Origin of the sequence: Pseudomonas sp. GD03842 (assembly GCF_029841165.1) — a bacterium.
Lineage (GTDB): Bacteria > Pseudomonadota > Gammaproteobacteria > Pseudomonadales > Pseudomonadaceae > Aquipseudomonas.
Genome location: NZ_JAOCEA010000010.1, coordinates 115639 through 136191, shown reverse-complemented (window position 1 = coordinate 136191; position 20553 = coordinate 115639). Strand labels below are relative to the sequence as shown.

The following is a 20553-nucleotide window of genomic DNA, read 5'->3' as shown; positions in this document are numbered from 1 at the left end:
CGTCGACCTGACTGGCTTCATTTCCAGAAGGACCGTCCATGATCCCGATTCAACGTATTGCCTGGCTCAAAGCATGGGGCGCCCATGGTTTCACGGCCACTGGCGTCGTCCTCGCCTTTCTGGCGACCATCGCCCTGTTCGACAATCAGCCCAAGGCCTGCCTGCTGTGGCTGGGCATCGCACTGATCGTGGACGGGCTGGATGGCTCCCTGGCGCGCAAGGTCAATGTGCAGTCCGTGCTGCCGCACTTCGACGGCTCGGTGCTGGATCTGGTCATCGACTACCTGACCTATGTCTTCATCCCGGCACTGTTCATCTACCGCTATATCCCACTGCCGGATTACACGCTGCTGCTGACCATTTCCATCATTCTGGTGTCCTCGCTGTTCTGTTTCTGCAATACCGAGATGAAGAGCAAGGACAACTACTTTCAAGGCTTCCCGGCGGCGTGGAACGTGGTCGCGCTCTGTGTGTACATCCTCTCACCGGCGCCGTGGTTGACGTTCATCACGGTCATCTGCCTGGCGCTGCTTACCGTGACCCGAATGAAGTTTCTCCACCCTTTCCGGGTGCGGCGGTTCATGCCGATCAATATCGCGGTGACCACCGTGTGGTTTCTGTGCAGCTTTCTGTTGGTGCTCAATCACCCCTACAACGGCTCATGGGTGCTCAGCCTGTGGCTGGCGATGTCGGCGTATTTTCTGGGGATCTGCATCTGGCGCACATCGATGGAGTGGATCGACAAGGCGCGCTTTTAACGGCTCGCTCCGCCCGGATCAAAAAACGGCAACCCAGGGTTGCCGTTTTTTATGCGCCTCACCGCGCGCCTCACGGGGCGTAGCTCAGCGGTAATTGGGTGGTGGACTTGATCCGCTCCATGGCGAAGCTGGAGCTGATGTCGGTAATGCCCGCCAGGCGGATCAGTTTCTTGTACACCGCGTCGTAGCCGGCGATGTCCGGCACGACGATACGTAACATGTAATCCGTATCTCCCGCCATGCGATAGCATTCCACCACTTCGGGCAGGGTTTCCATGAGGTCGTGGAAGCGTTCCAGCCATTGGGCATTGTGCTGGTTGGTACGTATCGCGGCGAAGACCGTTACTGCGACATTCAGCAACGCGGGCTCGAGCAACGCGACGCGCCCCCGGATCATCCCCTGCTCTTCGAGTTTTTGTACGCGGCGCCAGCAGGCCGTGCTGCCCAGCCCGACACTGTCAGCGATGTCGGCGATAGCGCGTGTGCAGTCGGCCTGCAGGATGCCGAGGATGGCTTGATCGAATTTGTCCATGACCCTAGAAACCTCGAAGGAGTGAGCGCTGAGACGCGAGCCGCCGAAGCGAGACAAGCGCCTCAAACGGAATGATATTCCCAGATCATGCCTACAAATAGGAAATTATTCTAACTAGCCGGGCAATCAGCGTGGATTAATCAATTTTTTTTCGGCCAGACCGCCGTAAGATTTTCCCCATCACGGACAGCGCGGATTTCTCTCCCATGAGCACACTTCCTTGTTACTTCGATTACGCCGCCACCACCCCAGTCGATGATCGCGTCATTCACGCCATGGTCAGTTGCCTGGGGCGAGACGGCACCTTCGGCAACCCGGCGTCCAACTCTCACGCCTATGGGACCCTGGCGCGTCAGTCTGTAGAGCTCGCCCGTCGGCAGGTCGCCGAACTGGTTGGCTGCGGGGCCGACGACATCATCTGGACGTCCGGGGCCACCGAGTCCAATAACCTGGCCATCAAAGGGATCGCGCAGCGCGCAACAGGCGCCCGGCGGCACCTGATCACGAGCCGCATCGAACACAAGGCGGTGGTGGACACCGTGCGTCAACTGGAATTGGCAGGCTTCCCGGTCACTTGGCTCGACCCCGATGCGCAGGGGCTGATCCAGCCCGAGGCGGTCCGCCAGGCGCTGAGGGACGACACGCTTCTCGTGTCACTCATGCTGGTGAACAATGAGTTGGGCACGTTGACCGACATTGCAGCCATCGGGCAGTCGGTCCGTGAGCGCGGCGCACTCTTTCACGTCGACGCGGCACAGGGCGCAGGCAAGGTGGCGATAGACCTGAACGCGCTGCCGGTCGATCTGATGTCGTTTTCAGCGCACAAAATCTACGGTCCCAAAGGCATCGGTGCACTGTATGTGGGGGATCGGGCGCGGGGCATGTTGGACGCCCAGATTCACGGTGGCGGGCACGAACAGGGCTTGCGTTCCGGGACCCTGGCCACGCACCAGATCGTCGGGATGGGTGCCGCGTATGCCTTGGCCAGTGCCGAAATGCAGGCGGAGGTCGAGCGGATTGCCGCGCTGTCGGATCGCTTGCGCACGGGGCTGCTGCAACTGCCTGGGGTCAGCCTCAACGGCGACGCCCGCCAACGCATTCCGCACACCCTGAACCTGTGCGTCGCCAAGCCCGGCTTCAATGCCCTGAGCCTGGCCAGCGACCTGGCGGTGTCTTCCACTTCGGCGTGCAACTCCGCCCACAGCGGCGCGTCCCACGTGCTCCTGGCGATGGGACTGTCGCCAGAGCTGGCCGGCAGCAGCCTGAGACTGAGCCTGGGCCGTTACACGGAGGTCGCCGACGTGGATAAGGCCATTGCCGTGATCAGTGAGCGGCTGAACAGCACTTCGAGCCCATTCTGGTAAGGCGGACGCAGCAAATGGGTGATGTTGCCGGACGGTCTCTGGCACAATCGCGGCTCTTTTTTTCGAGACCGTTTTCGGCATGGACCTGAACAGCGTTTACCAGCGCCTGAACACCGGCAGCAAGAAGTGGAGCCAATACCCGGAAGACGTGTTGCCCATGTGGGTGGCCGACATGGATTTCCCGGTGGCCGAACCGATCGTGATGGCGCTGAGAAACCGCCTGGAGCATCCCCTGCTCGGCTATTGCGTCGCGCAGGACAGTTTGCGCCAGACCTTGGTGGACCATCTCGCTCGCCACTACGACTGGGTCATCGAGCCTGAGGATCTGGTCTTTCTGCCCGGCGTCGAGCCAGGTGTGAACATGGCGCTGAACACTCTGGTGCCCGCTGGCGGTGGCGTGCTGGTGCAGACGCCCAACTATTCACCGCTGCTGCACGCCCCGGCACACTGGAAGTTGCCGCGCGTCGACCTGCCATTTCGGGCTGATGCCAACGGCGAATACCCTACCGATCTTGAGGCCTTGCAGCGTGGCCTGGCTCGTTCCCGAGCCTTGCTGCTGAGCAACCCGCACAACCCGCTGGGCAAAGTCTTCGAACCTGAGGAGTTGCGCGCCATCGGTGAGGCCTGCGTGCAGCAGGACGTGCTGATCGTCTCCGATGAAATTCATGCCGATATCCTGTTCGACGGGCGTCGACATACCCCAATCGCATCGCTGAGCGCCGAGATCGCCGAGCGCACGATCACCCTGATGTCTGCCAGCAAGGCCTGGAACATCGCCGGGCTGAAAACGGCGTTCGCCGTGGTGCAGAACGCGGCCCTTAGAGAACGTTTCAATAACGGTCGCCTGGGCCTGGTAGACAGCGTCAACGCGCTGGGACTGGAAGCCACCGAAGCCGCTTACCGACTGGGTGCCGATTGGCTGGCGCAGGTCAACGCCTACCTGCAGGACAATCGCGATTACCTGGCGCAAGCCCTCCAGACCCGTTTCCCGGGCATTCGCATGAACCTCCCGCAGAGCACCTACCTTGCCTGGCTGGACTGTTCGGCACTGGACATCGAGCATCCCCAGCAGTTTTTCCTGGAGCACGCCCGCGTCGCACTCAGTGATGGTCTGGAATTCGGCGCCGAGTGTGGCCAGTTCGTGCGCCTGAACTTTGGCTGCCCACGCTCCATGCTCGAGGAAGCCCTGGCACGCATGGAGCGCAGCCTTCAGCGTCGTTAGTCCTGCGGGTTGCCGTGCGCCCGGCTCACCGGGCGCCCCCTTTCAAAAATATTTCAACCAGGCGATGTCCCGACGTCGTGCTTTCAGCGCAGCGAACCAGCGAACCGCGGGGAACAGCGCGACCGTCAGCCCTCCTGCGCACAGCCACAACGCCGCCACCGAGTCGAAGCCAAAATAGCGGCCTTGGGTCGTCCCCCAGATGGCCACCGCGATCAGGTACAGCACCTTCAGGACGTAAAGGTGCAGCAGGTAAAAGAACATCGGCGCAGCCCCGAAGATGACCAGCGGTTTCAACCAGCGGCGTTCGCTCCCGCGCTCCAGCCACGCGAGCATCAACAGGCCCACCCCTAGGGTCAGGCAAATGAATAGCAGCGACGGGGGGTATTTGGTGATGTTGAAGATGCTCATCAGCGTCTGGGTCGTGGTGTCCCCTGGGGCCCATGGCTTTTCCCCGTAGCCGTTGAAGCTGCGCAGTACCAGAAACGCCGCCAACAACCCGAAACCCCAGGCGATCAGGTTGATTTCGCGGACTTGCGGCGCGACGCCTCTGGCGAACCAGGGCCCAGCCGCGTAGCCCACCGCGATGACACCGATCCACGGCAACACGGGATACGACGTGCGCAGACGCAGTCCCTCGGTGATCTCGATCCAACCACGATCGTGCAGGATTGCCCATGGAATGTGCATCCAACTGTCCGGGCCGAAGTGGAGGCTGTCCAGCAGGTTGTGACCGGCAAGAATGGCAATGCCAATGATGGCAACCGAGCCGCGAGGCAGCATCACCAGCACCGACAGCGCCAACATGCTCAGACCGATTGCCCAGATCACCTGCAAGTAGATCACCGAGGGCGGCAGCTCGAACGTCCAGGCGAAATTGACCAGCGTCAACTCCAGCACGACCAACACCAGTCCACGAACGAACAGAAAGCGCGCCACCTCACCCGTGCTCCGATGGCGTTCTCCGTATAGGAAGGCCGAGAGCCCCGTCAGAAAAACGAACAGCGGCGCACAGAAATGCGCCAACGTGCGGCTGAGAAACAGCGCGACGCTGGTGGTGGTGACGTCCATCGGATCCGTCACCTGATGATGTAGAAAAAACGTCTCCCGCACGTGGTCCAGCAACATGAAGAGGATGATCAACCCACGCAGCGCGTCGATGGACTGCAAGCGAGCCTGATGCACCAGGTTCAGCGGGGCGTCGACAGGCGGTAATGAAACGGACGTCATGCCCAGCGCCCCTTTGCGTCAGGTTGAACGTTGCGCACCGGGCGCATGGAAGAGGAAGCTACGGCATCGTGAGGGTGCAGACTCTCTCGGTGAACGACCGAGACGTGGCTAACGGGGAACTTGCCGATCAAGGCCTGTTGCACCTTACGTACCGCATCTTCGACGTACATGAGGTGCTGCCCATTGAGCCGCGCGAAGGCTTGCTCATCGGCGCGTTTCACCGCCGTTTGTACAGGGGTGCCCAGCGCGTCTTCGATCAGCTCGATCAGCGGGAGCAAACCCAGGCGGTCTGCCTGCGGATGCACCGGCACCTGAACCCGCGCCACGCTGCGTTGGCTGTGGGGCGTCGCGTATGAGCCGTGCTGGCCAATCCACTGCGCCACTTGCCCGCTGTCCACGGGGCCCGCACCGAATTGTGCGACGAAAGCCTGTTCCAGGAGTTGACGAGACAGCGCCGCCGAACAGGGGCAGGTCGACGAATACGTCACATCGACGCTGACCTCCAACGTCAGAGCGCCCTGCTGCCACTGCGCATCGACCGTCACCGGGTAGGACTTCCAGCCACTCAGGCCCTCCGTCACCAGTGCGGGGCGTTTGCACAGCAACTGGAATGCCAGGCGCAATCGCGCCCGAGTCGAATGGCAGTCCGCATGGCTGGCCACCATCAATTCCAGTAGCGCGGCGAGACTTGCCGGGCTGACCGCCTGATGCTCGGCAAAGCGGTCGAGTAAGGTGTACAGCCGCGACATGTGGATGCCCTTGATCTGCGGGACAGGCAGGTCCACCTGCAGATCGGCCAAGGCATGCACCAGGTGAGCAATACCCGGTTCGTCCAGGTTCAAGGGAATGTCGATGCCTTGCATACCGACCCAATCGAGGGGCAGCGAGGTGTAGGACGGTTCGGAGGAAGCGACGTCGGGAAGCGAGGTGGTCATGAGGAAATACGAGCTCGAAGCATGATGTTTAACTTAGTTATAACATAACACTTCGCATCCGTACTCACATCCGTTTTGGCCCTCCCATGATCGCCAGACTCGGCGTCGAACCGGAGCAGCGGATCCCCCCCCTGCCCCGGAGCGCCTCAGCGTTTCAATAGCCCAGCGCCAGTCCCGTGTTGCGCCGTGGATCGTTCGCACCGTAGAAGCGGTTGTTGCCTACCGGCTTGCCGCCGAGAGACGGCGCGCCCACCAGGATGGCAGCGAGGTGGTTGGCGTCCTGGGGGGTGGCAAATTTATGGCCCCAGCTTTCCAGAATCTTTTGCGTGTCGGGGCTGACCGCGAATTTCTCCAGGTTGGTGGTCTCCGGCATCCATTGCTGGTGGAAGCGCGGCGCATCGACGGCTTCCTGAATGTTCATGCCGTAGTCGATCACATTGAGCATGGTCAGCAAGGTGGCGGTGATGATCCGACTGCCACCCGGCGTGCCCACCACCATCACCGCCTTGCCGTCCTTGGTGACGATGGTCGGGCTCATGGAAGAGAGCGGCGTCTTGCCCGGCGCGATGGCATTGGCTTCACCCTGCACCAGGCCGTACATGTTGGGGACTCCGACCTTGGCCGTGAAATCATCCATCTCGTCGTTGAGAATCACCCCGGTCTTGCTGGCCATGACACCGGCACCGAACCAGTCGTTGAGGGTGTAGGTCACCGACACTGCGTTACCCCATTTATCGACGATGGAATAATGCGTGGTGTTATTGCCCTCGTGGGGTGCAACGCCGGGCTTGATGGCCTGGGAATCGCCTGCCTTCTGCGGCTCGATGGCGGCGCGCAGCTTGGCGGCGTAATCGCGGTCCAGCAAGTGGGCGATGGGGTTGTTCACAAAATCCGGATCGCCCAGGTAACTGTTGCGGTCGACGTAAGCGTGGCGCATCGCTTCGATCTGGTAATGCAGACCTTGGGCAGAGTGATAGCCCAACGCTTTCATCGGGTAGCCTTCGAGAATGTTCATGATCTCGCAGATGACCACACCGCCCGAACTGGGTGGCGGCGCCGACACGACGTGATACCCGCGGTAGTCGCATTCGATGGGCGCCAATTCGCGGGTCTTGTACCGGTCCAGGTCGGCCTGCTCGATGATGCCCTTGCCCGCTTTACTGGAATCGACGATGGCCTTGGCCACCCAACCCTTGTAGAAGCCGTCACTGCCCTTTTCGGAAATCTCCTTCAGGGTTTTTGCCAGGTCCTTCTGCACGAGCATGTCACCGACTCGCATCGGTTCGCCTTTGTTGAGAAAAATCGGGGCCATGTCCTTGTCAGCCTTGAATTCGTCGGTCGCCGTGTGCAACAAGTCGATGTCGCCCTGCTTCAGCGCGAACCCGTTCTCGGCGAGGCGTATCGCCGGGGCCATCACCTGCGACCGCTTTTGGGTGCCGTATCGACTCAGCGCCAGCTCCATCCCGGAGACAGTCCCGGGTACGCCCACCGCCAAATGGCCTTTGGCGCTCAGGTCTGGCACCACATTGCCGTCCTTGTCCAGGTACATGTTGGCTGTCGCAGCCAGTGGGGCCTTTTCCCGGAAATCGAGAAACGTCTTGCGTCCGTCTGCCAACTGGATGGTCATGAACCCGCCGCCACCCAAATTGCCCGCGGCGGGGTACACCACTGCCAGGGCATAACCCACGGCAACTGCTGCATCCACGGCATTACCCCCGGCCTTGAGCACATCGACCCCCACATGGGTAGCCAAATGCTGTGCAGTGACCACCATGCCGTTTTCGGCAGCGACCGGGGCGACGGAGGCCGCATACGAGGAGGAACAACCGAGGGTGAACGCGATCGCAATCAGCGACCGGGACAAGGGTTCATGTTTCATGGGTCGACTCTCTTTGTTGTTTGACTGTGGAACTGCATTGGCAGGTCGAGCTTCGTTGAGCACCTGTGCTCAGGACGGCTCGCCCGGCATCCTTGCAACTGCGGGTGCACATGGGTCGAAGCGCTTTCGAACGACCGACTGGGTCCAGGGAGAACCTGTCAATCGCACCAAAATAGCGCAACAAAGCGAATCAACCTAGCGCCGATGTCGACCTTTCCCAGCTCGCCACCGACGATAAGGCATTTCAATCCGGCATGGCCGCCTTGGGAATCACCGCTCCCGGATGCTGGATGACGCGGCTGGCCAAGCGATGGCCTGCTTCGGCCGCCTCTTCGGCAGAGCCTCCTCGAAGACGCTGTGCCAGATAGCCCGCGCTGAACGAATCCCCCGCCGCGGTGGTGTCGATGACCCGTTCCACCGGGTGCGCGGGCACCTCGTGGCGATGCGTACCCAGGCGCACCCAGCAACTGCGGGCGCCACGTTTGATGACCACTTCCGTCTGGCGAGCGTAGGCCTGCATGATCTGCTCACTGTCGACATAGCCGAACAGCGCCTGCTCATCCTCCTCGGTCAGCAGCGCCACATCGACCTCGTGCAGGATCGCACGATAGGCCTGCCGGGCCTGATCGGCGCTCCGCCACAGGCGTGGGCGGTAGTTATTGTCAAACACGACCCTGGCGCCGCGATCCCGGGCGTCGCCCAGCGCGGACAACAGCCGTGCGCGCCCCACCTCCCCCAGCACCGCCAGCGTGATGCCGCTGAAATACAGCACGTCGTAATCGAGCAATGCAGTGAGGACTGCATCGGCGGACGGCGTGGTGAAGCACTCCCGCACGGCCGCTTCGTTGCGCCAGTACAGAAAACGCCGCTCGCCTTGGGCGTCGGTCTGAATGCAGTACAGTCCGGGCAAGCGCCCGGGCAGGCGTTGGACCTGGCTCAGACCGATGCCCTCCTCGGCCCAGACCGCGCACATCGCGTCGCTGAAACTGTCGTCGCCCAACGCGGTGACATAATCCACACGCGCCTGCGGCCCCAGCAGCCGCGACAGGTAGATCGCTGTGTTCAGCGTGTCACCGCCGAAACTCTGCTTGAGGGTTCCATCGGCGGACTGCTGCAACTCAATCATGCATTCGCCGATCAAGGCGATACGCGGGTGGTCGTGACGGATCAATTCGCTCATGGCGGGCTCTCGTCAGAAACAGGTGCTGAAGGTTTCGATGACGCCCAGGTCGTCGCCCACCAGGCAACCGGTGCGCCACTTGTCGAAGGTCAGGCACGGATGCGAGGTGCCGAAGGAAATAATATCCCCCACCTTCAGCTCGCAGCCCTCGGCGACGGTCATGAACGCGTGCTGGTCCATCACTGCGGTCACTGTGCAGGCGCTGACATCATCGCCCTGCGTCGGCACCACACCGGCCCGGTAGCGTTTGATCGGATTGGGCATGCCTGCATCGAAAGCGACGTCACGCTTGCCCATGGCGATGACGGCAAAGCCCGGCTCTGGCAGTGATTGCACATGTGCCCAGACTTCCAGCGCCGGCTGCAAGCCTTCGCTCAAGTCCTGTCGGCGGTCGAGCACGCAGCATTGCGCTTGCTTGTAGATGCCGTGGTCATGCACCACATAACTGCCGGGCCGCAGCACGGCAAGAAAGCGCTCGCGCACGTCCTGCCTGTCGAATTCCTCAGCGATCAGGTCGTACCAGGCCGACCCGGAAGCGGTGACGATCGGGCGCGCCAGCGCAAACGCGCCCTTGTCTTGAAGGTCGATGGCCAGCTTCACCAACGACGCCGCGAATGCACGGATCCCGGCAATGGCCTTGTCGCCATGGATCACGCCTTCGTAACCCTCGATACCGGTCAGTTTGAGTGCGGGTTGCGCCGCAATGGCGTCTGCCAGGGCCATGACCTCGGCCTCACTGCGGCAACCGCAACGACCGCCCACCACGCCGTACTCGATCATCACATTGAGCTGCACGCCTTTAGTGGCGAAGAATTGACCCAAGGCTTCGACGTTGTCCGGATGATCGACCATGCAGTGGAAGTCAAAGGTGGCGTCGGCGAGCATCTCAGCGATGATCGCCATGTTCGGCGCCCCAACCAGTTGGTTGGCCATCAGCACGCGCCGCACACCATTGACGTAGGCCGCCCGGGTCTGCGTCGCACTGGCCAGGGTCATGCCCCAGGCCCCGTGATCGAGCTGACGGCGAAACAGGGCCGGCACCATGCTGGTCTTGCCATGGGGCGCGAGTTCGGCGCCGCTGTCGTTGACGAACTTCTGCATCCAGCGCAGGTTGTGTTCCAGTGCCGCATCGTGGATGACCAGCGCCGGCAGGCTGACGTCACGGACCAGTTGATCGCCCGGTTGGGCGGCGCCTTTTTCGAGGGCGGCGATGTGCATGAATGTTCTCCTGAATGCGTGTTCTGTTCGAAGTAACGAACCGTTAATCGTTGACCCTGCGAGCCAGGCCGTTCGCACTGTCGATCAGTACGCGCCGGTAATGCTCGTAATGGGCCGTGGCATCGGCCCGCGGGGCGACGATGCACAGCGTGGCGATACAGACGCCCTGCTTGTCACGCACGGGGGCGGCGAAGCAGTGGGTAAAGGTGTCGGCAATGCTGTTGAAGGAAAAAAAGCCCTCTTCATGGGCCTTGCGGATTTCCTGAATGAACGTGTCCACTGCCAGCCGCTGGCCATCTGGCAGGATGAAGTCGTCAGGGTCGATCAAGTCGATGATCGCCTGATCGGTCAGGTGGCCCAGCAGCAGGCGACCGGAAGCGGTCCAGGGAATGGGCGCGTCTTCGCCAACGTCCGAGGAAATGCGGAAGTGCCGGGCGCCCTCTTTCATCAGGGCGACCGTGTATTTGCGGCCATTGAGCAGACACATCTGCGCGGTTTCGCGAGTCTGCTCGACGATTTCTCCCAGACTGATTTCCGCCTCGCGGGTGAAATCGAAATGCCGAAGGTGCGCTTGTCCCAAGAAATACAACTGCCGCCCCAGGTAGACGTGGCCGTCCTTGCCGACGTTTTCCAGAATGCGCCGTTCCAGCAATGAAGCGACCAGCTCATACACCGTCGATTTCGGGCTGCCGATACCACTGGCGATTTCGTTGGGGCGCAACGGCGAGCCCGTCACCTTGAGGAAATCCAGAATATCGAACGCCCGGTCTAAACCTCGGGCCCGGCGTTTGATGGTGTCTTCTGTCATAGCAGCAGTTCCGAGCTGAGTGGCGTGGGGCGAAGAGCACCTCACGCCTAGAAAAAGAGGGCGACAGTTTCAAGCCGCACGCGTTGAGCCGCAAGTGGCCAAACACGCGGCGGGCTCGAGGCTTAAAGCGACTTTTTCTTGTAAGCGATGCAGTCGATCTCGACCTTGCAGTCCACCATCATGCTCGCTTGCACACAGGCCCGCGCCGGCGCGTGCTCCGGTTTGAAATACTCGCCGAACACCTTGTTGAAACTCCAGAAGTCCCGGGGATCTTCCAACCAGACGCCGACCCGAACCACATCTTCGAGGCCATAACCGGCTTCATCGAGGATTGCAATCAGGTTCTGCATGGTCTTGTGGGTCTGCTCGACGATGCCCCCGACGATGATCTCGCCGTTCTCAGCGGGCACCTGGCCGGACACATGCAGCCAGCCGTCAGCCTCTACAGCGCGAGCGAACGGACGTGGCTGGCCGCCACCTGCGGTGCTACCGGCGCCGTAACGGGTAATGCTCATGTCATAACTCCTTGGTTGAGCGTTCAGAAACGGATGTTCTTCAGAAATTCTGCGAGCCGAGCCGACTTTGGCTGCTCGAACAGGGTTTTGGGCGGGCCTTGCTCCTCGATGCGGCCTTGGTTCATGAACACGATCTGGTCCGAGACTTCGTACGCAAATCGCATTTCATGAGTGACCAGCAGCATGGTCATACCCTCCTCGGCCAACCCCTTGATCACGCTGAGCACTTCGCCGACCAACTCTGGATCCAGTGCCGAAGTGACTTCGTCGAACAGCATCAGGCTCGGGTTCATGGCAATGGCACGGGCGATGGCGACGCGCTGCTGCTGGCCGCCGGACAACTGGCCGGGATAGTGATTGCGGCGCTCGAGCAAACCGACTCGCTCGAGCCATTTTTCCGCCAGCGCGATGGCCTGGTCCTTGGGCAGTTTCTTGACCTTGAGCAGCCCCAGGGTCACGTTCTGCAGGGCGGTCAGGTGCGGAAACAGGTTGAATTGCTGAAACGCCATGCCGGTCATCGCGCGGTGCTGGGCGATGACTTTTTCGGGATGACGCACCCGCTTGCCATTGACGTCGCTGTAGCCGATGTCCTGGCCTTCCAGGCGAATGTGGCCGCCCTGAAACTCTTCCAGCAGGTTCACGCAACGCAACAGCGTGGTCTTGCCCGAGCCACTTGAGCCGATCAGGGTCACCACGTTGCCCTTGTTCATTTTCAGGTCAACGCCTTTCAACACTTCTACAGGGCCATAGGATTTGTGCAGCCCTTCGATGCTCAGCAGCGCCGGGGCGACGGTCGCGGTTTGAATCTGTGTCATGGCAAAGCCACCCGTTTTTCGATGCGCCGCCCGAGAAGCTCGATGGCGTAGTTGATGACGAAGAAGAGAAAGCCTGCGAACAGGTAAAACTGCAAGGTCATGAAATTGCGCGCGATCACCTGCTGGGTACTGAGCAGCAATTCAGCCACGCCAATCACCGACAGCAGAGTCGAGGCCTTGACGATCTCGGTGGACGAGTTGACCCAGGTCGGAAGCACCTGGCGCAGCGCCTGAGGCAGCAAGACGTAGCTCAGCGACTGGCCGAACGTCAGGCCGATGGCCTTGCCCGCTTCCAGTTGACCACGCGGAATGGCCTGCAACGCGCCGCGGACGATTTCCGCCACGTGGGAGCCGCAGAACAAGGTCAGGCCCAACGCTCCCGCATTGAAGGCCGAGATCTGCCAGCCCAGTGCCGGAGCCATGTAAAAGCAGGCCAGCACCAGCACGAACACAGGGGTGCCGCGAATCAGGTCGACGTAGGCGCGAAACGGCAGGCGCGCCCACCATTTGCCATAGGTCAGGATCAACCCGGCGAACACGCCAATCACCGTGCCGCAGACAATCGCCAGCCCGGCGCACTGCACGCTGGTCAGAAATCCATTCCACAGCGCCTCCCGCGCAATCCACAACTCCTGTAGCCATGTGGGTTGTTGGTACATGCCCCAGCCCTCCTAGCGGCGAATCGCCAAGCGCTGTTCGAGGTAGCGCAAGAGCATGGCGATGAGGTAACAAGCCGCGACATACAACGCCGTAGTCACCAGCCAGGTTTCGATGACCCGGTAGCTCTCGACGTTGATTTTGCGCGCGTAATAAGTCAGCTCGGGAACCGCGATAGCCGCAGCCAGCGAGGTGTCTTTGAACAACGAGATGAAGTTGTTGGAGAGCGCGGGCAGTACGTTGCGCAGCATCACCGGCACGATGATGTAAGCCCGCACCTGCCACTCGCCCAGGCCGATCGCCAGCCCGGCCTCGCGCTGGCCCTTGTGGATGCTGAGCAACCCTGCACGGAACACCTCGGTCAGATACGCCCCTGCGTACAGCGACAGGGTGACAATGAACGAAGGGATTTTGTCCAGGCGCAGGCCCAGTGTCGGCATGGCAAAGTAGATCAGCAGGATCAACACCAGGATGGGCGTATTGCGGACCACCGTGACGTACACCGACGACACGACGCGCAACGCGCGGTATTTCGACAGCATCGCAAACGCAGCCATCAGGCCGATCACGCAGCCGATGGCGATGGAGACCAGGGCCAATTCAAGCCCTAATCCCAGTCCCGCCAGCAGGCTGGGGAAGTCCCGCCAGACTGCTGCAAAGTTCAACTGATAATTCATGGTCAAGGGCACCTGAGGCAGGAAGGCGCCGTGGCCTTCACCGCCCCCGTCAATTCAGTGGCAGCCGCGATCAGCAAGCAGCGGATGTCGAGCCCGCCACGCGGATCACTTGTATTCCATCGGGAAACCGATCTGTGGCGTCGGCAACTCAACGCCGAACCACTTCTTGAACGACTCTGCGTAGGTCGGGAACTCAACACCGGTCATGGCTTCATGCAAGGCAGTGTTAACGAAGTTCAGCCAGTCCTGATCGCCGCGCTTGACCGCGCAGGCGTAGGTTTGCGGGCTCCAGGCGAAGGCTGGAGAGCGGTAGCGGCCTGGGTTCTGCACCATCAGGTATTTGACCGAAGACTGATCAGTAGCGGCCGCGTCGGCACGCCCGGAATTGATGGCCTGGTACATCAAGTCGACGCTGTCATATTGATCGACCTTGGCTTTGGGCAGGGCCTGATGAACCAGCTCTTCGGCATACACGTTTTGCAGCACCGCGACAGTGACGCCGTCGCCCGCCGCTTTGAGATCGTCGATTTCCTGGTATTTGCTGTTGGCAGGCAGCAGCAGTGCCACACCTTCGCGGTAGTACGGCAGGGTAAACGCCACCTGTTGGGCGCGGCTGGCGGTGACCGTGATGAACTGACAGCTCATGTCGACCTTGTCGGTCAGCAGGTTGGGAATCCGCGCATCGGAAGACTGCACCACGAACTCCACTTTATTGGGGTCGTTGAACAAGCCTTTGGCGACGATGCGTGCGATGTCGATATCGAAGCCCTGCAATTTGCCATCGGCCCCCTGGAAATGCCAAGGCGCATTGGTGCTGCCGGTGCCGACCACCAAATGACCACGCTGCAATACGCTGTCGAGCTTGCTGTCCGCCGCCTGGGCAGTGGCTGCCAGCCCTGCTGCTACCAGAACGAATGCACAGGCTTTCAAGAAAGAGGGTCCGCGCTTCATGGAATGAACTCCGCCGAGATGATGTAATATTCCGCTATAGCGGAAACGTGTATGTAACAGCGGAATAGACAGCAGAAAGTGTGCCACAGAATGGCCAGAACGCAACACACAGCGAAAGGCCAGCAATATCAAGGGGCTAGCAATCCTCGGCCGGTTCTTGTAACCGCGTAGCCGTACCCGGTTGCGCTACCGTTTACCCCATGGCGTGTCACGAAGCCCCAGGGTTGTGCGCGGTGCGCCACAACTGAGCGCACATGCGTCAGCATTGGAGCCGAGCCACTCGTCACTGCAGGGGCACATTACTTTCCCGACCGGTGCCCAAGATTTGACGACAGTGACTTTGTCACCATCGCTACTAACGGAGATCGATCATGCGCACTCACACACTCAAGCGTTTGCTGACCGCAGCCGTCCTGGTTAGCACCTACGCGTTGATATCAAGCACAGCCATGGCCGCGGGCGACGTGGAAGGCTCAGCGTTGCCGCCGGGTGTGAACCCTTCTTCTCCGGCCGGAGGCAATGGCGGGGATGCTCAAGGCTACGAAAAGCGATCCGCTGTGCCCGACCCGCCAGGCTCGGCAGAGAAGATTTCACCCAAGTCAAAGACAAGTGCCCCACGCGTCCCGGTGGACGCGAACAGCGCCCCCCATGAGAAATCGACGGTCAAGAAACCGTAACGGTATTGCAGCGTTCTCTACCGTGCGGTTCGCTAAGCTTGGGGTCATCCGGAAGAAAATGAGCCCTCAATTCGAGGGCTGGGGAACATTGGCACCGTTAGTGCTTCGAAGCCTTATATGAAGCTTTTGTGACATCCGCGTGACGATCGCTCCGGCACGCGCATCTCACAGGTTGTACGGTGGAGGGACATCCAATGAAAGAACGCGCCACAGTCATTTGCCGACGGGATAACCACATTCTGTACGTGCGCAAACCCAAGTCTCGCTGGACACTGCCGGGCGGCAAAGTCGAGGCCAATGAATCGCCTGCCCAAGCCGCAGCGCGAGAGTTGCGCGAGGAGACCGGGTTGATCCTGGAGGAGTTGGACTTCGTTACCCGCTTCGAAGGTGGCGAGGTGCTTCACCACGTTTTCGAGGTCTCGGTCACCTTCATGGCGACCCCGGCCCCACGTAACGAAATCGCCGATTGCCGATGGTTCACCGCCAAGGAGCTGGGTAACCTTAAGGTCAACCCAGCCGCCAAATCCATCGTCAAAGCATTTCTCAGCGACAACGTCCGCTGAGACTGGCGGTTCTGCGCTAGCAACGAGCTGTCACGCCCCTACTTGGCAAACAGTTGCCCGATGTCCTTGAAGGCCTTGAATTCCAGCGCATTGCCGCAAGGGTCGAACAGAAACATGGTCGCCTGCTCCCCGACCTGCCCCTTGAAACGCACATAGGGTTCGATCACGAATGGGGTCTGTCGGGCGCGCAGCCGCTCCGCCAACGCCTCCCATTCATCCCACTTCAACACCACGCCGAAGTGCGGTACAGGCACGTCGTGCCCGTCGACCGCATTCGAGTGCGCCGACGCCTGGGACGCGGTCTGTGGGTGCTCGTGGATGACCAACTGATGGCCATAGAAATCGAAGTCTACCCACTGAGCGCTCGACCGGCCCTCGGACAGTCCGAAGACCTCGCCGTAGAAATGCCGGGCCGCGGCAAGGTCGTACACGGGAATAGCGAGATGGAAGGGAGAAAGACTCACGGTAGGATCCTGCCAATGGTTGTGTGCAGTGATTCTTGTCGCAAAAGCGGTGGATGGAAAGCGGATATCCTGAGGGCTGAGCAACGATAATTTCGTTGCATCGGCAGCCTTGGCGCTTCATTCGCCGACGTCAATGGATGGGTGCGCAGGCCTGAGGCTCGCCATCGCATCCATGACACACGTCCTGAAAAGACGAAAAAGCGGTGCTTCGCGATGTGCATAGCGGCTCAGCAAAACGATCTCGCGGAAAAACACCCGTTCGCCCAATGGCAGCACTCGCACCGCCGAGCTGTTTTCAAGCCACACCCCTGCCATCGGCACCAGAGCGACACCCAATCCGCTGCCCACCATTTTGACAATGGCATCCAGTTCATCCAGCTCCAGCGTTTGGCGGACCTGCAACCGGTGCTCACGGAGGAAGCGCGTCACTGAGCGTCCACCGAAAGAATTCCGGTCGTAACGAATGAATGGATGGTCTTGCAGCAACATAAGGGGGTCGTCGCCCTCCACGTTCGGGGGCCTGATCAGGACAAAGGGTTCACGGGCTATGACTTCAGCGCGCAGGTCCTTGGGCAATGCAAAAGGAGGCGTGATCATGATCGCCAGGTCCAGATCGCCCGAATCCACCAGGCTCAGCAAATGCAGCGACACGCCGGGCACCACACTGGCCTCGATGAACGGCGCACGGTCCTTCAGCGCCACCAGCACCTGCGGCAGGATCCCGGTCTGCGCCGTGCCAATCGCACCAATGCGCAATGCGCCGCGAAAGTCGTTGTCGGCATCCGGCGTGCCCATCCGGGAATAGAGTTGCAGCATCTCCTCAGCGAGCGGAACGGCCCGCTGGCCTGCCGGATTGAGCGAAACCGCGCGGCCAGAACGCTCGAACAACTTCACGCCCAGGCCGTCTTCCAGGGTGCGAATCTGCGCACTCACCGCCGATGGGCTCAGCCCCACCTCTTGTCCGGCCGCCGCGAACGAACCGCGTCGTGCGACGCTGATGAAGGTTTTGATTTCTCTGATCACGCCATGACCTTGCGCCGATGAAGTGCCAGGAGTTTATCGCGATCAGGACAGACAAGGATGGGCTTCTGTCATTGGACGAGCGGAAATCACTGGCGTACAAATGGCAGCACTGCGACGACGGCCGAGCTTAGGACCGCGAGCGTGGCTGCAGGATATGGGCTGTCCGAGGACGAATAGCGCCCTGCTCGCCATACACCTGCCCTCGCGACTGTGCGACAATGCGCGCAAATTCCAAGATGGCCCCTTCTCTCTTCGCCCGGCAGCCCGCCCACCCCATGTAAAGGCGGTGGCTGCCCCATGGGCGTTGAAGCCCTTTCCGGCACGACCGGACCGGTATCAGGCCATCCCCTGCTTTCCGTAAGTTATTGATAGGTAAACCCTTTGATCTCCACCGCTAACATCACCATGCAGTTCGGCCCCAAGCCGCTGTTCGAAAACGTTTCGGTCAAATTCAACAACGGCAACCGCTATGGTCTGATCGGTGCCAACGGCTGTGGCAAGTCGACCTTCATGAAGATTCTGGGTGGCGACCTGGAGCCGTCGGGCGGCCAAGTGATGTTGGAGCCCAATGTGCGCCTGGGCAAGCTGCGTCAGGACCAGTTCGCCTACGAGCAATTCACGGTCATCGACACGGTTATCATGGGCCATGAGGAGCTGTGGAAGGTCAAGGCCGAGCGTGATCGTATCTACTCGTTGCCGGAAATGACCGAAGACGACGGTATGGCGGTCGCCGAGCTGGAAACCGAATTCGCCGAAATGGACGGCTACACCGCCGAGTCCCGTGCCGGCGAGTTGCTGCTGGGGCTGGGCATTCCGCTGGAGCAACACTTCGGTCCGATGTCGGAAGTGGCCCCCGGCTGGAAATTGCGGGTGCTGCTGGCCCAGGCGCTGTTTTCCGATCCGGAAGTCCTGCTGCTCGACGAGCCGACCAACCACCTGGACATCAACACCATTCGCTGGCTGGAATCGATTCTCACGGCGCGCAACAGCACCATGATCATCATTTCCCACGATCGCCACTTCCTCAACAGCGTCTGCACCCACATGGCGGACCTGGACTATGGCGAGCTGCGCCTGTTCCCGGGCAATTATGACGAGTACATGACCGCGGCCACCCAGTCCCGCGAGCAGTTGCTGGCCGACAACGCCAAGAAGAAGGCGCAGATCGCCGAGCTGCAGACGTTCGTCAGCCGCTTCTCGGCCAACGCCTCGAAAGCCAAGCAGGCCACGTCGCGCGCCAAGCAGATCGACAAGATCCAACTCGCCGAGGTAAAGCCGTCAAGCCGCGTCAGCCCGTTCATTCGCTTCGAGCAAACCAAGAAGTTGCACCGCCAGGCCGTCACCGTCGAGAAGATGTCCAAGGGCTTCGACGAAAAGGTGCTGTTCAAGAACTTCAGCTTCACCATCGAAGCAGGCGAACGCGTGGCGATCATCGGCCCCAACGGAATCGGCAAAACCACCCTGCTGCGCACGCTGATGGGTGAGCTGACGCCAGACGCGGGATCGGTCAAATGGACAGAAAGCGCCGAGCTGGGCTATTACGCCCAGGACCACGCCCACGACTTCGAAGATGACGTGACCCTGTTCGACTGGATGGGCCAGTGGACCCAGGGTGAACAGATGATTCGTGGCACGCTGGGCCGCATGCTGTTTTCCAACGACGAGATCCAGAAGTCGGTCAAGGTCATTTCCGGTGGCGAGCAAGGGCGCATGCTGTTCGGCAAGCTGATCCTGCAAAAGCCCAACGTTCTGGTCATGGACGAACCGACCAACCACTTGGACATGGAGTCCATCGAAGCGTTGAACCTGGCGCTGGAAAACTACCCCGGCACGTTGATCTTCGTCAGCCATGACCGTGAATTCGTGTCATCGCTGGCCACCCGCATCGTCGAACTGAGCCCCAATGGCGTAACGGACTTCAGCGGCACTTACGACGACTACCTGCGCAGCCAGGGCGTGGTGTTTTAAACCCGCCGCTGGCCCCCTCGAAAGCCCTGTCCTACGGACAGGGCTTTTTCATGGGCTCGGCTCACCCTCCCTTCTTGCGCTGCTGCCAGGCCGCGGCCAATCCACTCAGGCAGATGATTGCGATCCCCGCCTGCGCTGTCAGCGACGGCGCATGATTGAACACCACGTATCCCCACAAGCCCGCAAACACGATCTGGCAGTACCCAAACGGAGCCAGCAAGGCCGGTGCCGCGAATCGAAAGGCCTGGGTCAGCATCAAATGCGCCACCATGCCACAGCTGCCCAGCGCCAGCATGAACGGGATGTGGACCCACGCCGGGGATTGCCAGAAGAACGGCACGATGGCGCTCATCAGCAGGCTGTTGAACAACCCCGCGAAAAAGTTGCTGGTGGTCGGACTGTCGTGGGCCGCCACCAACCGCGTGAGCAACTGATAACAGGCGAAACACAGCGCCGAACCCAACGGCAGCAAGACTGCCGGCCTGAACAGTTCACCTCCCGGATGGACGATCACCAGCACGCCGCCGAACCCGACCAGAACCGCCGCCCACTGACCTCTCGAAACCCTTTCCTTGAGCAACGGCACCGACAACGCCGTCACCAGCAGTGGCGCGAGAAAGTTGACCGCCGTGGCTTCGGCGATCGGGATGAACATCAGGCCGCTGGTGAACAACAGGCTTGTGCCCAACAGGCAGACCGCCCGCAACGCCTGCAACCCAGGGCGCTTCGTGCGCAACACCCGCAGGCCGGCCGAGGGCATGAAAATACAGGCCATCAGCCCGGTGTGAACGACGTAACGCACCCAGACCACCATCATGATCGGGTAAATGCCGGAAAGGTACTTGGAGAGGGTATCGTGACTGGAGAACAAAAAGGTCGCCAGAACGATCAGTGCGATGCCCTTGAGCGGTTGATTGACGCCGGAAAGCGGCGTGCTGGGGGTACTCATCAGCTGTCCTTAGGCCTTGCGTGGATGCTACATCGCCGCGCCGCCCCCGCGGGCATCAGGGCAGGCACGGAAAGCATATAGAAGGCGCCGTCCGATGACCAAGCATTCATCTGCCCCGCTGACGATGGCCGGGCGCCGCCCAGGTGGCGACCGGGCCGTTCTGCGCCGTCG

At 60.9% G+C, this 20553-nt stretch carries 21 protein-coding genes; 6 read left to right on the top strand and 15 right to left on the bottom strand.

All coding sequences use genetic code 11. The annotated features are described in order from the left end of the window. The first annotated feature begins 38 nt into the window (after positions 1–38). Complete coding sequence (gene pcsA, locus N5D61_RS15800) at positions 39–758, top strand: phosphatidylcholine synthase (RefSeq protein ID WP_279893472.1); 720 nt, start codon at positions 39–41, stop codon at positions 756–758. A gap of 70 nt (positions 759–828) precedes the next feature. Here pcsA and N5D61_RS15795 read toward each other — a convergent pair whose 3' ends face one another. Further along, positions 829–1290, bottom strand: coding sequence for an Lrp/AsnC family transcriptional regulator (locus tag N5D61_RS15795; protein ID WP_108240189.1), 462 nt, complete (start codon positions 1288–1290; stop codon positions 829–831). Between the two features lie 206 nt (positions 1291–1496). On the opposite strand from N5D61_RS15795, the gene N5D61_RS15790 reads away from it, so the two are divergent. Next, positions 1497–2654 carry an aminotransferase class V-fold PLP-dependent enzyme gene (locus tag N5D61_RS15790; protein WP_279893471.1) on the top strand — a complete coding sequence of 386 codons (1158 nt, stop codon included), beginning with the start codon at positions 1497–1499 and terminating at the stop codon, positions 2652–2654. A 79-nt stretch (positions 2655–2733) separates the two neighbouring features. Next, positions 2734–3876 (top strand): pyridoxal phosphate-dependent aminotransferase, encoded by a 1143-nt coding sequence (locus N5D61_RS15785; RefSeq protein WP_279893470.1) that lies wholly within the window; start codon positions 2734–2736, stop codon positions 3874–3876. 42 nt (positions 3877–3918) lie between these two features. On the opposite strand, the gene N5D61_RS15780 is transcribed toward N5D61_RS15785, so the two are convergent. The 11 genes from N5D61_RS15780 to N5D61_RS15730 form a co-directional block, all read right to left on the bottom strand. Further along, a complete protein-coding gene (locus tag N5D61_RS15780) occupies positions 3919–5103 on the bottom strand; it encodes a DUF1624 domain-containing protein (RefSeq protein WP_279893469.1) in 1185 nt (394 codons plus the stop codon). Further along, complete coding sequence (gene folE2 / locus N5D61_RS15775; protein WP_279893468.1) at positions 5100–6038, bottom strand: GTP cyclohydrolase FolE2; 939 nt, start codon at positions 6036–6038, stop codon at positions 5100–5102. The genes N5D61_RS15780 and folE2 overlap by 4 nt, the downstream gene beginning before the upstream one ends. A 154-nt stretch (positions 6039–6192) precedes the next feature. Further along, positions 6193–7917: a gamma-glutamyltransferase gene (ggt, locus tag N5D61_RS15770; protein ID WP_279893467.1), complete on the bottom strand. Its 1725-nt coding sequence runs from the start codon at positions 7915–7917 to the stop codon at positions 6193–6195. Between the two features lie 244 nt (positions 7918–8161). Next, positions 8162–9097, bottom strand: a complete 936-nt coding sequence (locus N5D61_RS15765; protein ID WP_279893466.1) for a sugar kinase — start codon at positions 9095–9097, stop codon at positions 8162–8164. 12 nt (positions 9098–9109) lie between these two features. Continuing rightward, positions 9110–10315, bottom strand: a complete 1206-nt coding sequence (locus N5D61_RS15760) for an amino acid deaminase (protein ID WP_279893465.1) — start codon at positions 10313–10315, stop codon at positions 9110–9112. A 43-nt stretch (positions 10316–10358) separates the two neighbouring features. Continuing rightward, the gene (locus tag N5D61_RS15755) at positions 10359–11123 is read right to left on the bottom strand and encodes an IclR family transcriptional regulator (RefSeq protein ID WP_279893464.1); all 765 of its coding nucleotides are present in this window, start codon (positions 11121–11123) and stop codon (positions 10359–10361) included. A gap of 122 nt (positions 11124–11245) precedes the next feature. After that, on the bottom strand, positions 11246–11638 hold the full coding sequence (locus N5D61_RS15750) for a RidA family protein (protein WP_108240180.1): 393 nt from the start codon (positions 11636–11638) through the stop codon (positions 11246–11248). A 23-nt stretch (positions 11639–11661) separates the two neighbouring features. Further along, positions 11662–12453, bottom strand: a complete 792-nt coding sequence (locus tag N5D61_RS15745; RefSeq protein ID WP_279893463.1) for an amino acid ABC transporter ATP-binding protein — start codon at positions 12451–12453, stop codon at positions 11662–11664. Then, on the bottom strand, positions 12450–13112 hold the full coding sequence (locus N5D61_RS15740; protein ID WP_279893462.1) for an amino acid ABC transporter permease: 663 nt from the start codon (positions 13110–13112) through the stop codon (positions 12450–12452). The genes N5D61_RS15745 and N5D61_RS15740 overlap by 4 nt, the downstream gene beginning before the upstream one ends. Before the next feature lie 12 nt (positions 13113–13124). Beyond that, positions 13125–13787 (bottom strand): amino acid ABC transporter permease, encoded by a 663-nt coding sequence (locus tag N5D61_RS15735; RefSeq protein WP_108240177.1) that lies wholly within the window; start codon positions 13785–13787, stop codon positions 13125–13127. A gap of 105 nt (positions 13788–13892) precedes the next feature. Beyond that, positions 13893–14738 carry a transporter substrate-binding domain-containing protein gene (locus N5D61_RS15730; protein WP_108240176.1) on the bottom strand — a complete coding sequence of 282 codons (846 nt, stop codon included), beginning with the start codon at positions 14736–14738 and terminating at the stop codon, positions 13893–13895. A gap of 371 nt (positions 14739–15109) precedes the next feature. Here N5D61_RS15730 and N5D61_RS15725 point away from each other — a divergent pair, with 371 nt between their 5' ends. Together N5D61_RS15725 and N5D61_RS15720 are read left to right on the top strand one after the other, a co-directional pair. Further along, the gene (locus N5D61_RS15725) at positions 15110–15415 is read left to right on the top strand and encodes a hypothetical protein (protein ID WP_108240175.1); all 306 of its coding nucleotides are present in this window, start codon (positions 15110–15112) and stop codon (positions 15413–15415) included. A gap of 194 nt (positions 15416–15609) precedes the next feature. Continuing rightward, the gene (locus tag N5D61_RS15720) at positions 15610–15978 is read left to right on the top strand and encodes an NUDIX hydrolase (protein ID WP_108240174.1); all 369 of its coding nucleotides are present in this window, start codon (positions 15610–15612) and stop codon (positions 15976–15978) included. 38 nt (positions 15979–16016) lie between these two features. On the opposite strand, the gene N5D61_RS15715 is transcribed toward N5D61_RS15720, so the two are convergent. Continuing rightward, complete coding sequence (locus N5D61_RS15715; protein WP_108240173.1) at positions 16017–16442, bottom strand: VOC family protein; 426 nt, start codon at positions 16440–16442, stop codon at positions 16017–16019. Between the two features lie 117 nt (positions 16443–16559). Beyond that, complete coding sequence (locus tag N5D61_RS15710) at positions 16560–17465, bottom strand: LysR family transcriptional regulator (protein WP_279893461.1); 906 nt, start codon at positions 17463–17465, stop codon at positions 16560–16562. 381 nt (positions 17466–17846) lie between these two features. Here N5D61_RS15710 and N5D61_RS15705 point away from each other — a divergent pair, with 381 nt between their 5' ends. Beyond that, positions 17847–19433 carry an ABC-F family ATPase gene (locus tag N5D61_RS15705; RefSeq protein WP_108240357.1) on the top strand — a complete coding sequence of 529 codons (1587 nt, stop codon included), beginning with the start codon at positions 17847–17849 and terminating at the stop codon, positions 19431–19433. Positions 19434–19494: 61 nt separating this feature from the next. On the opposite strand, the gene N5D61_RS15700 is transcribed toward N5D61_RS15705, so the two are convergent. Then, the gene (locus N5D61_RS15700; RefSeq protein WP_108240358.1) at positions 19495–20382 is read right to left on the bottom strand and encodes a DMT family transporter; all 888 of its coding nucleotides are present in this window, start codon (positions 20380–20382) and stop codon (positions 19495–19497) included. Between the last annotated feature and the right edge of the window lie 171 nt (positions 20383–20553).

Coding starts and splice junctions, on each gene's coding strand:
- N5D61_RS15785 (WP_279893470.1), top strand. CDS start 2,734: ATGGACCTGAACAGCGTTTACCAGCGCCTGAACACCGGCAGCAAGAAG.
- N5D61_RS15765 (WP_279893466.1), bottom strand. CDS start 9,097: ATGAGCGAATTGATCCGTCACGACCACCCGCGTATCGCCTTGATCGGC.
- N5D61_RS15720 (WP_108240174.1), top strand. CDS start 15,610: ATGAAAGAACGCGCCACAGTCATTTGCCGACGGGATAACCACATTCTG.
- N5D61_RS15725 (WP_108240175.1), top strand. CDS start 15,110: ATGCGCACTCACACACTCAAGCGTTTGCTGACCGCAGCCGTCCTGGTT.
- N5D61_RS15750 (WP_108240180.1), bottom strand. CDS start 11,638: ATGAGCATTACCCGTTACGGCGCCGGTAGCACCGCAGGTGGCGGCCAG.
- N5D61_RS15735 (WP_108240177.1), bottom strand. CDS start 13,787: ATGAATTATCAGTTGAACTTTGCAGCAGTCTGGCGGGACTTCCCCAGC.
- N5D61_RS15700 (WP_108240358.1), bottom strand. CDS start 20,382: ATGAGTACCCCCAGCACGCCGCTTTCCGGCGTCAATCAACCGCTCAAG.
- N5D61_RS15795 (WP_108240189.1), bottom strand. CDS start 1,290: ATGGACAAATTCGATCAAGCCATCCTCGGCATCCTGCAGGCCGACTGC.
- N5D61_RS15740 (WP_279893462.1), bottom strand. CDS start 13,112: ATGTACCAACAACCCACATGGCTACAGGAGTTGTGGATTGCGCGGGAG.
- N5D61_RS15745 (WP_279893463.1), bottom strand. CDS start 12,453: ATGACACAGATTCAAACCGCGACCGTCGCCCCGGCGCTGCTGAGCATC.
- N5D61_RS15780 (WP_279893469.1), bottom strand. CDS start 5,103: ATGACGTCCGTTTCATTACCGCCTGTCGACGCCCCGCTGAACCTGGTG.
- N5D61_RS15790 (WP_279893471.1), top strand. CDS start 1,497: ATGAGCACACTTCCTTGTTACTTCGATTACGCCGCCACCACCCCAGTC.
- folE2 (WP_279893468.1), bottom strand. CDS start 6,038: ATGACCACCTCGCTTCCCGACGTCGCTTCCTCCGAACCGTCCTACACC.
- N5D61_RS15755 (WP_279893464.1), bottom strand. CDS start 11,123: ATGACAGAAGACACCATCAAACGCCGGGCCCGAGGTTTAGACCGGGCG.
- pcsA (WP_279893472.1), top strand. CDS start 39: ATGATCCCGATTCAACGTATTGCCTGGCTCAAAGCATGGGGCGCCCAT.
- N5D61_RS15760 (WP_279893465.1), bottom strand. CDS start 10,315: ATGCACATCGCCGCCCTCGAAAAAGGCGCCGCCCAACCGGGCGATCAA.
- N5D61_RS15730 (WP_108240176.1), bottom strand. CDS start 14,738: ATGAAGCGCGGACCCTCTTTCTTGAAAGCCTGTGCATTCGTTCTGGTA.
- ggt (WP_279893467.1), bottom strand. CDS start 7,917: ATGAAACATGAACCCTTGTCCCGGTCGCTGATTGCGATCGCGTTCACC.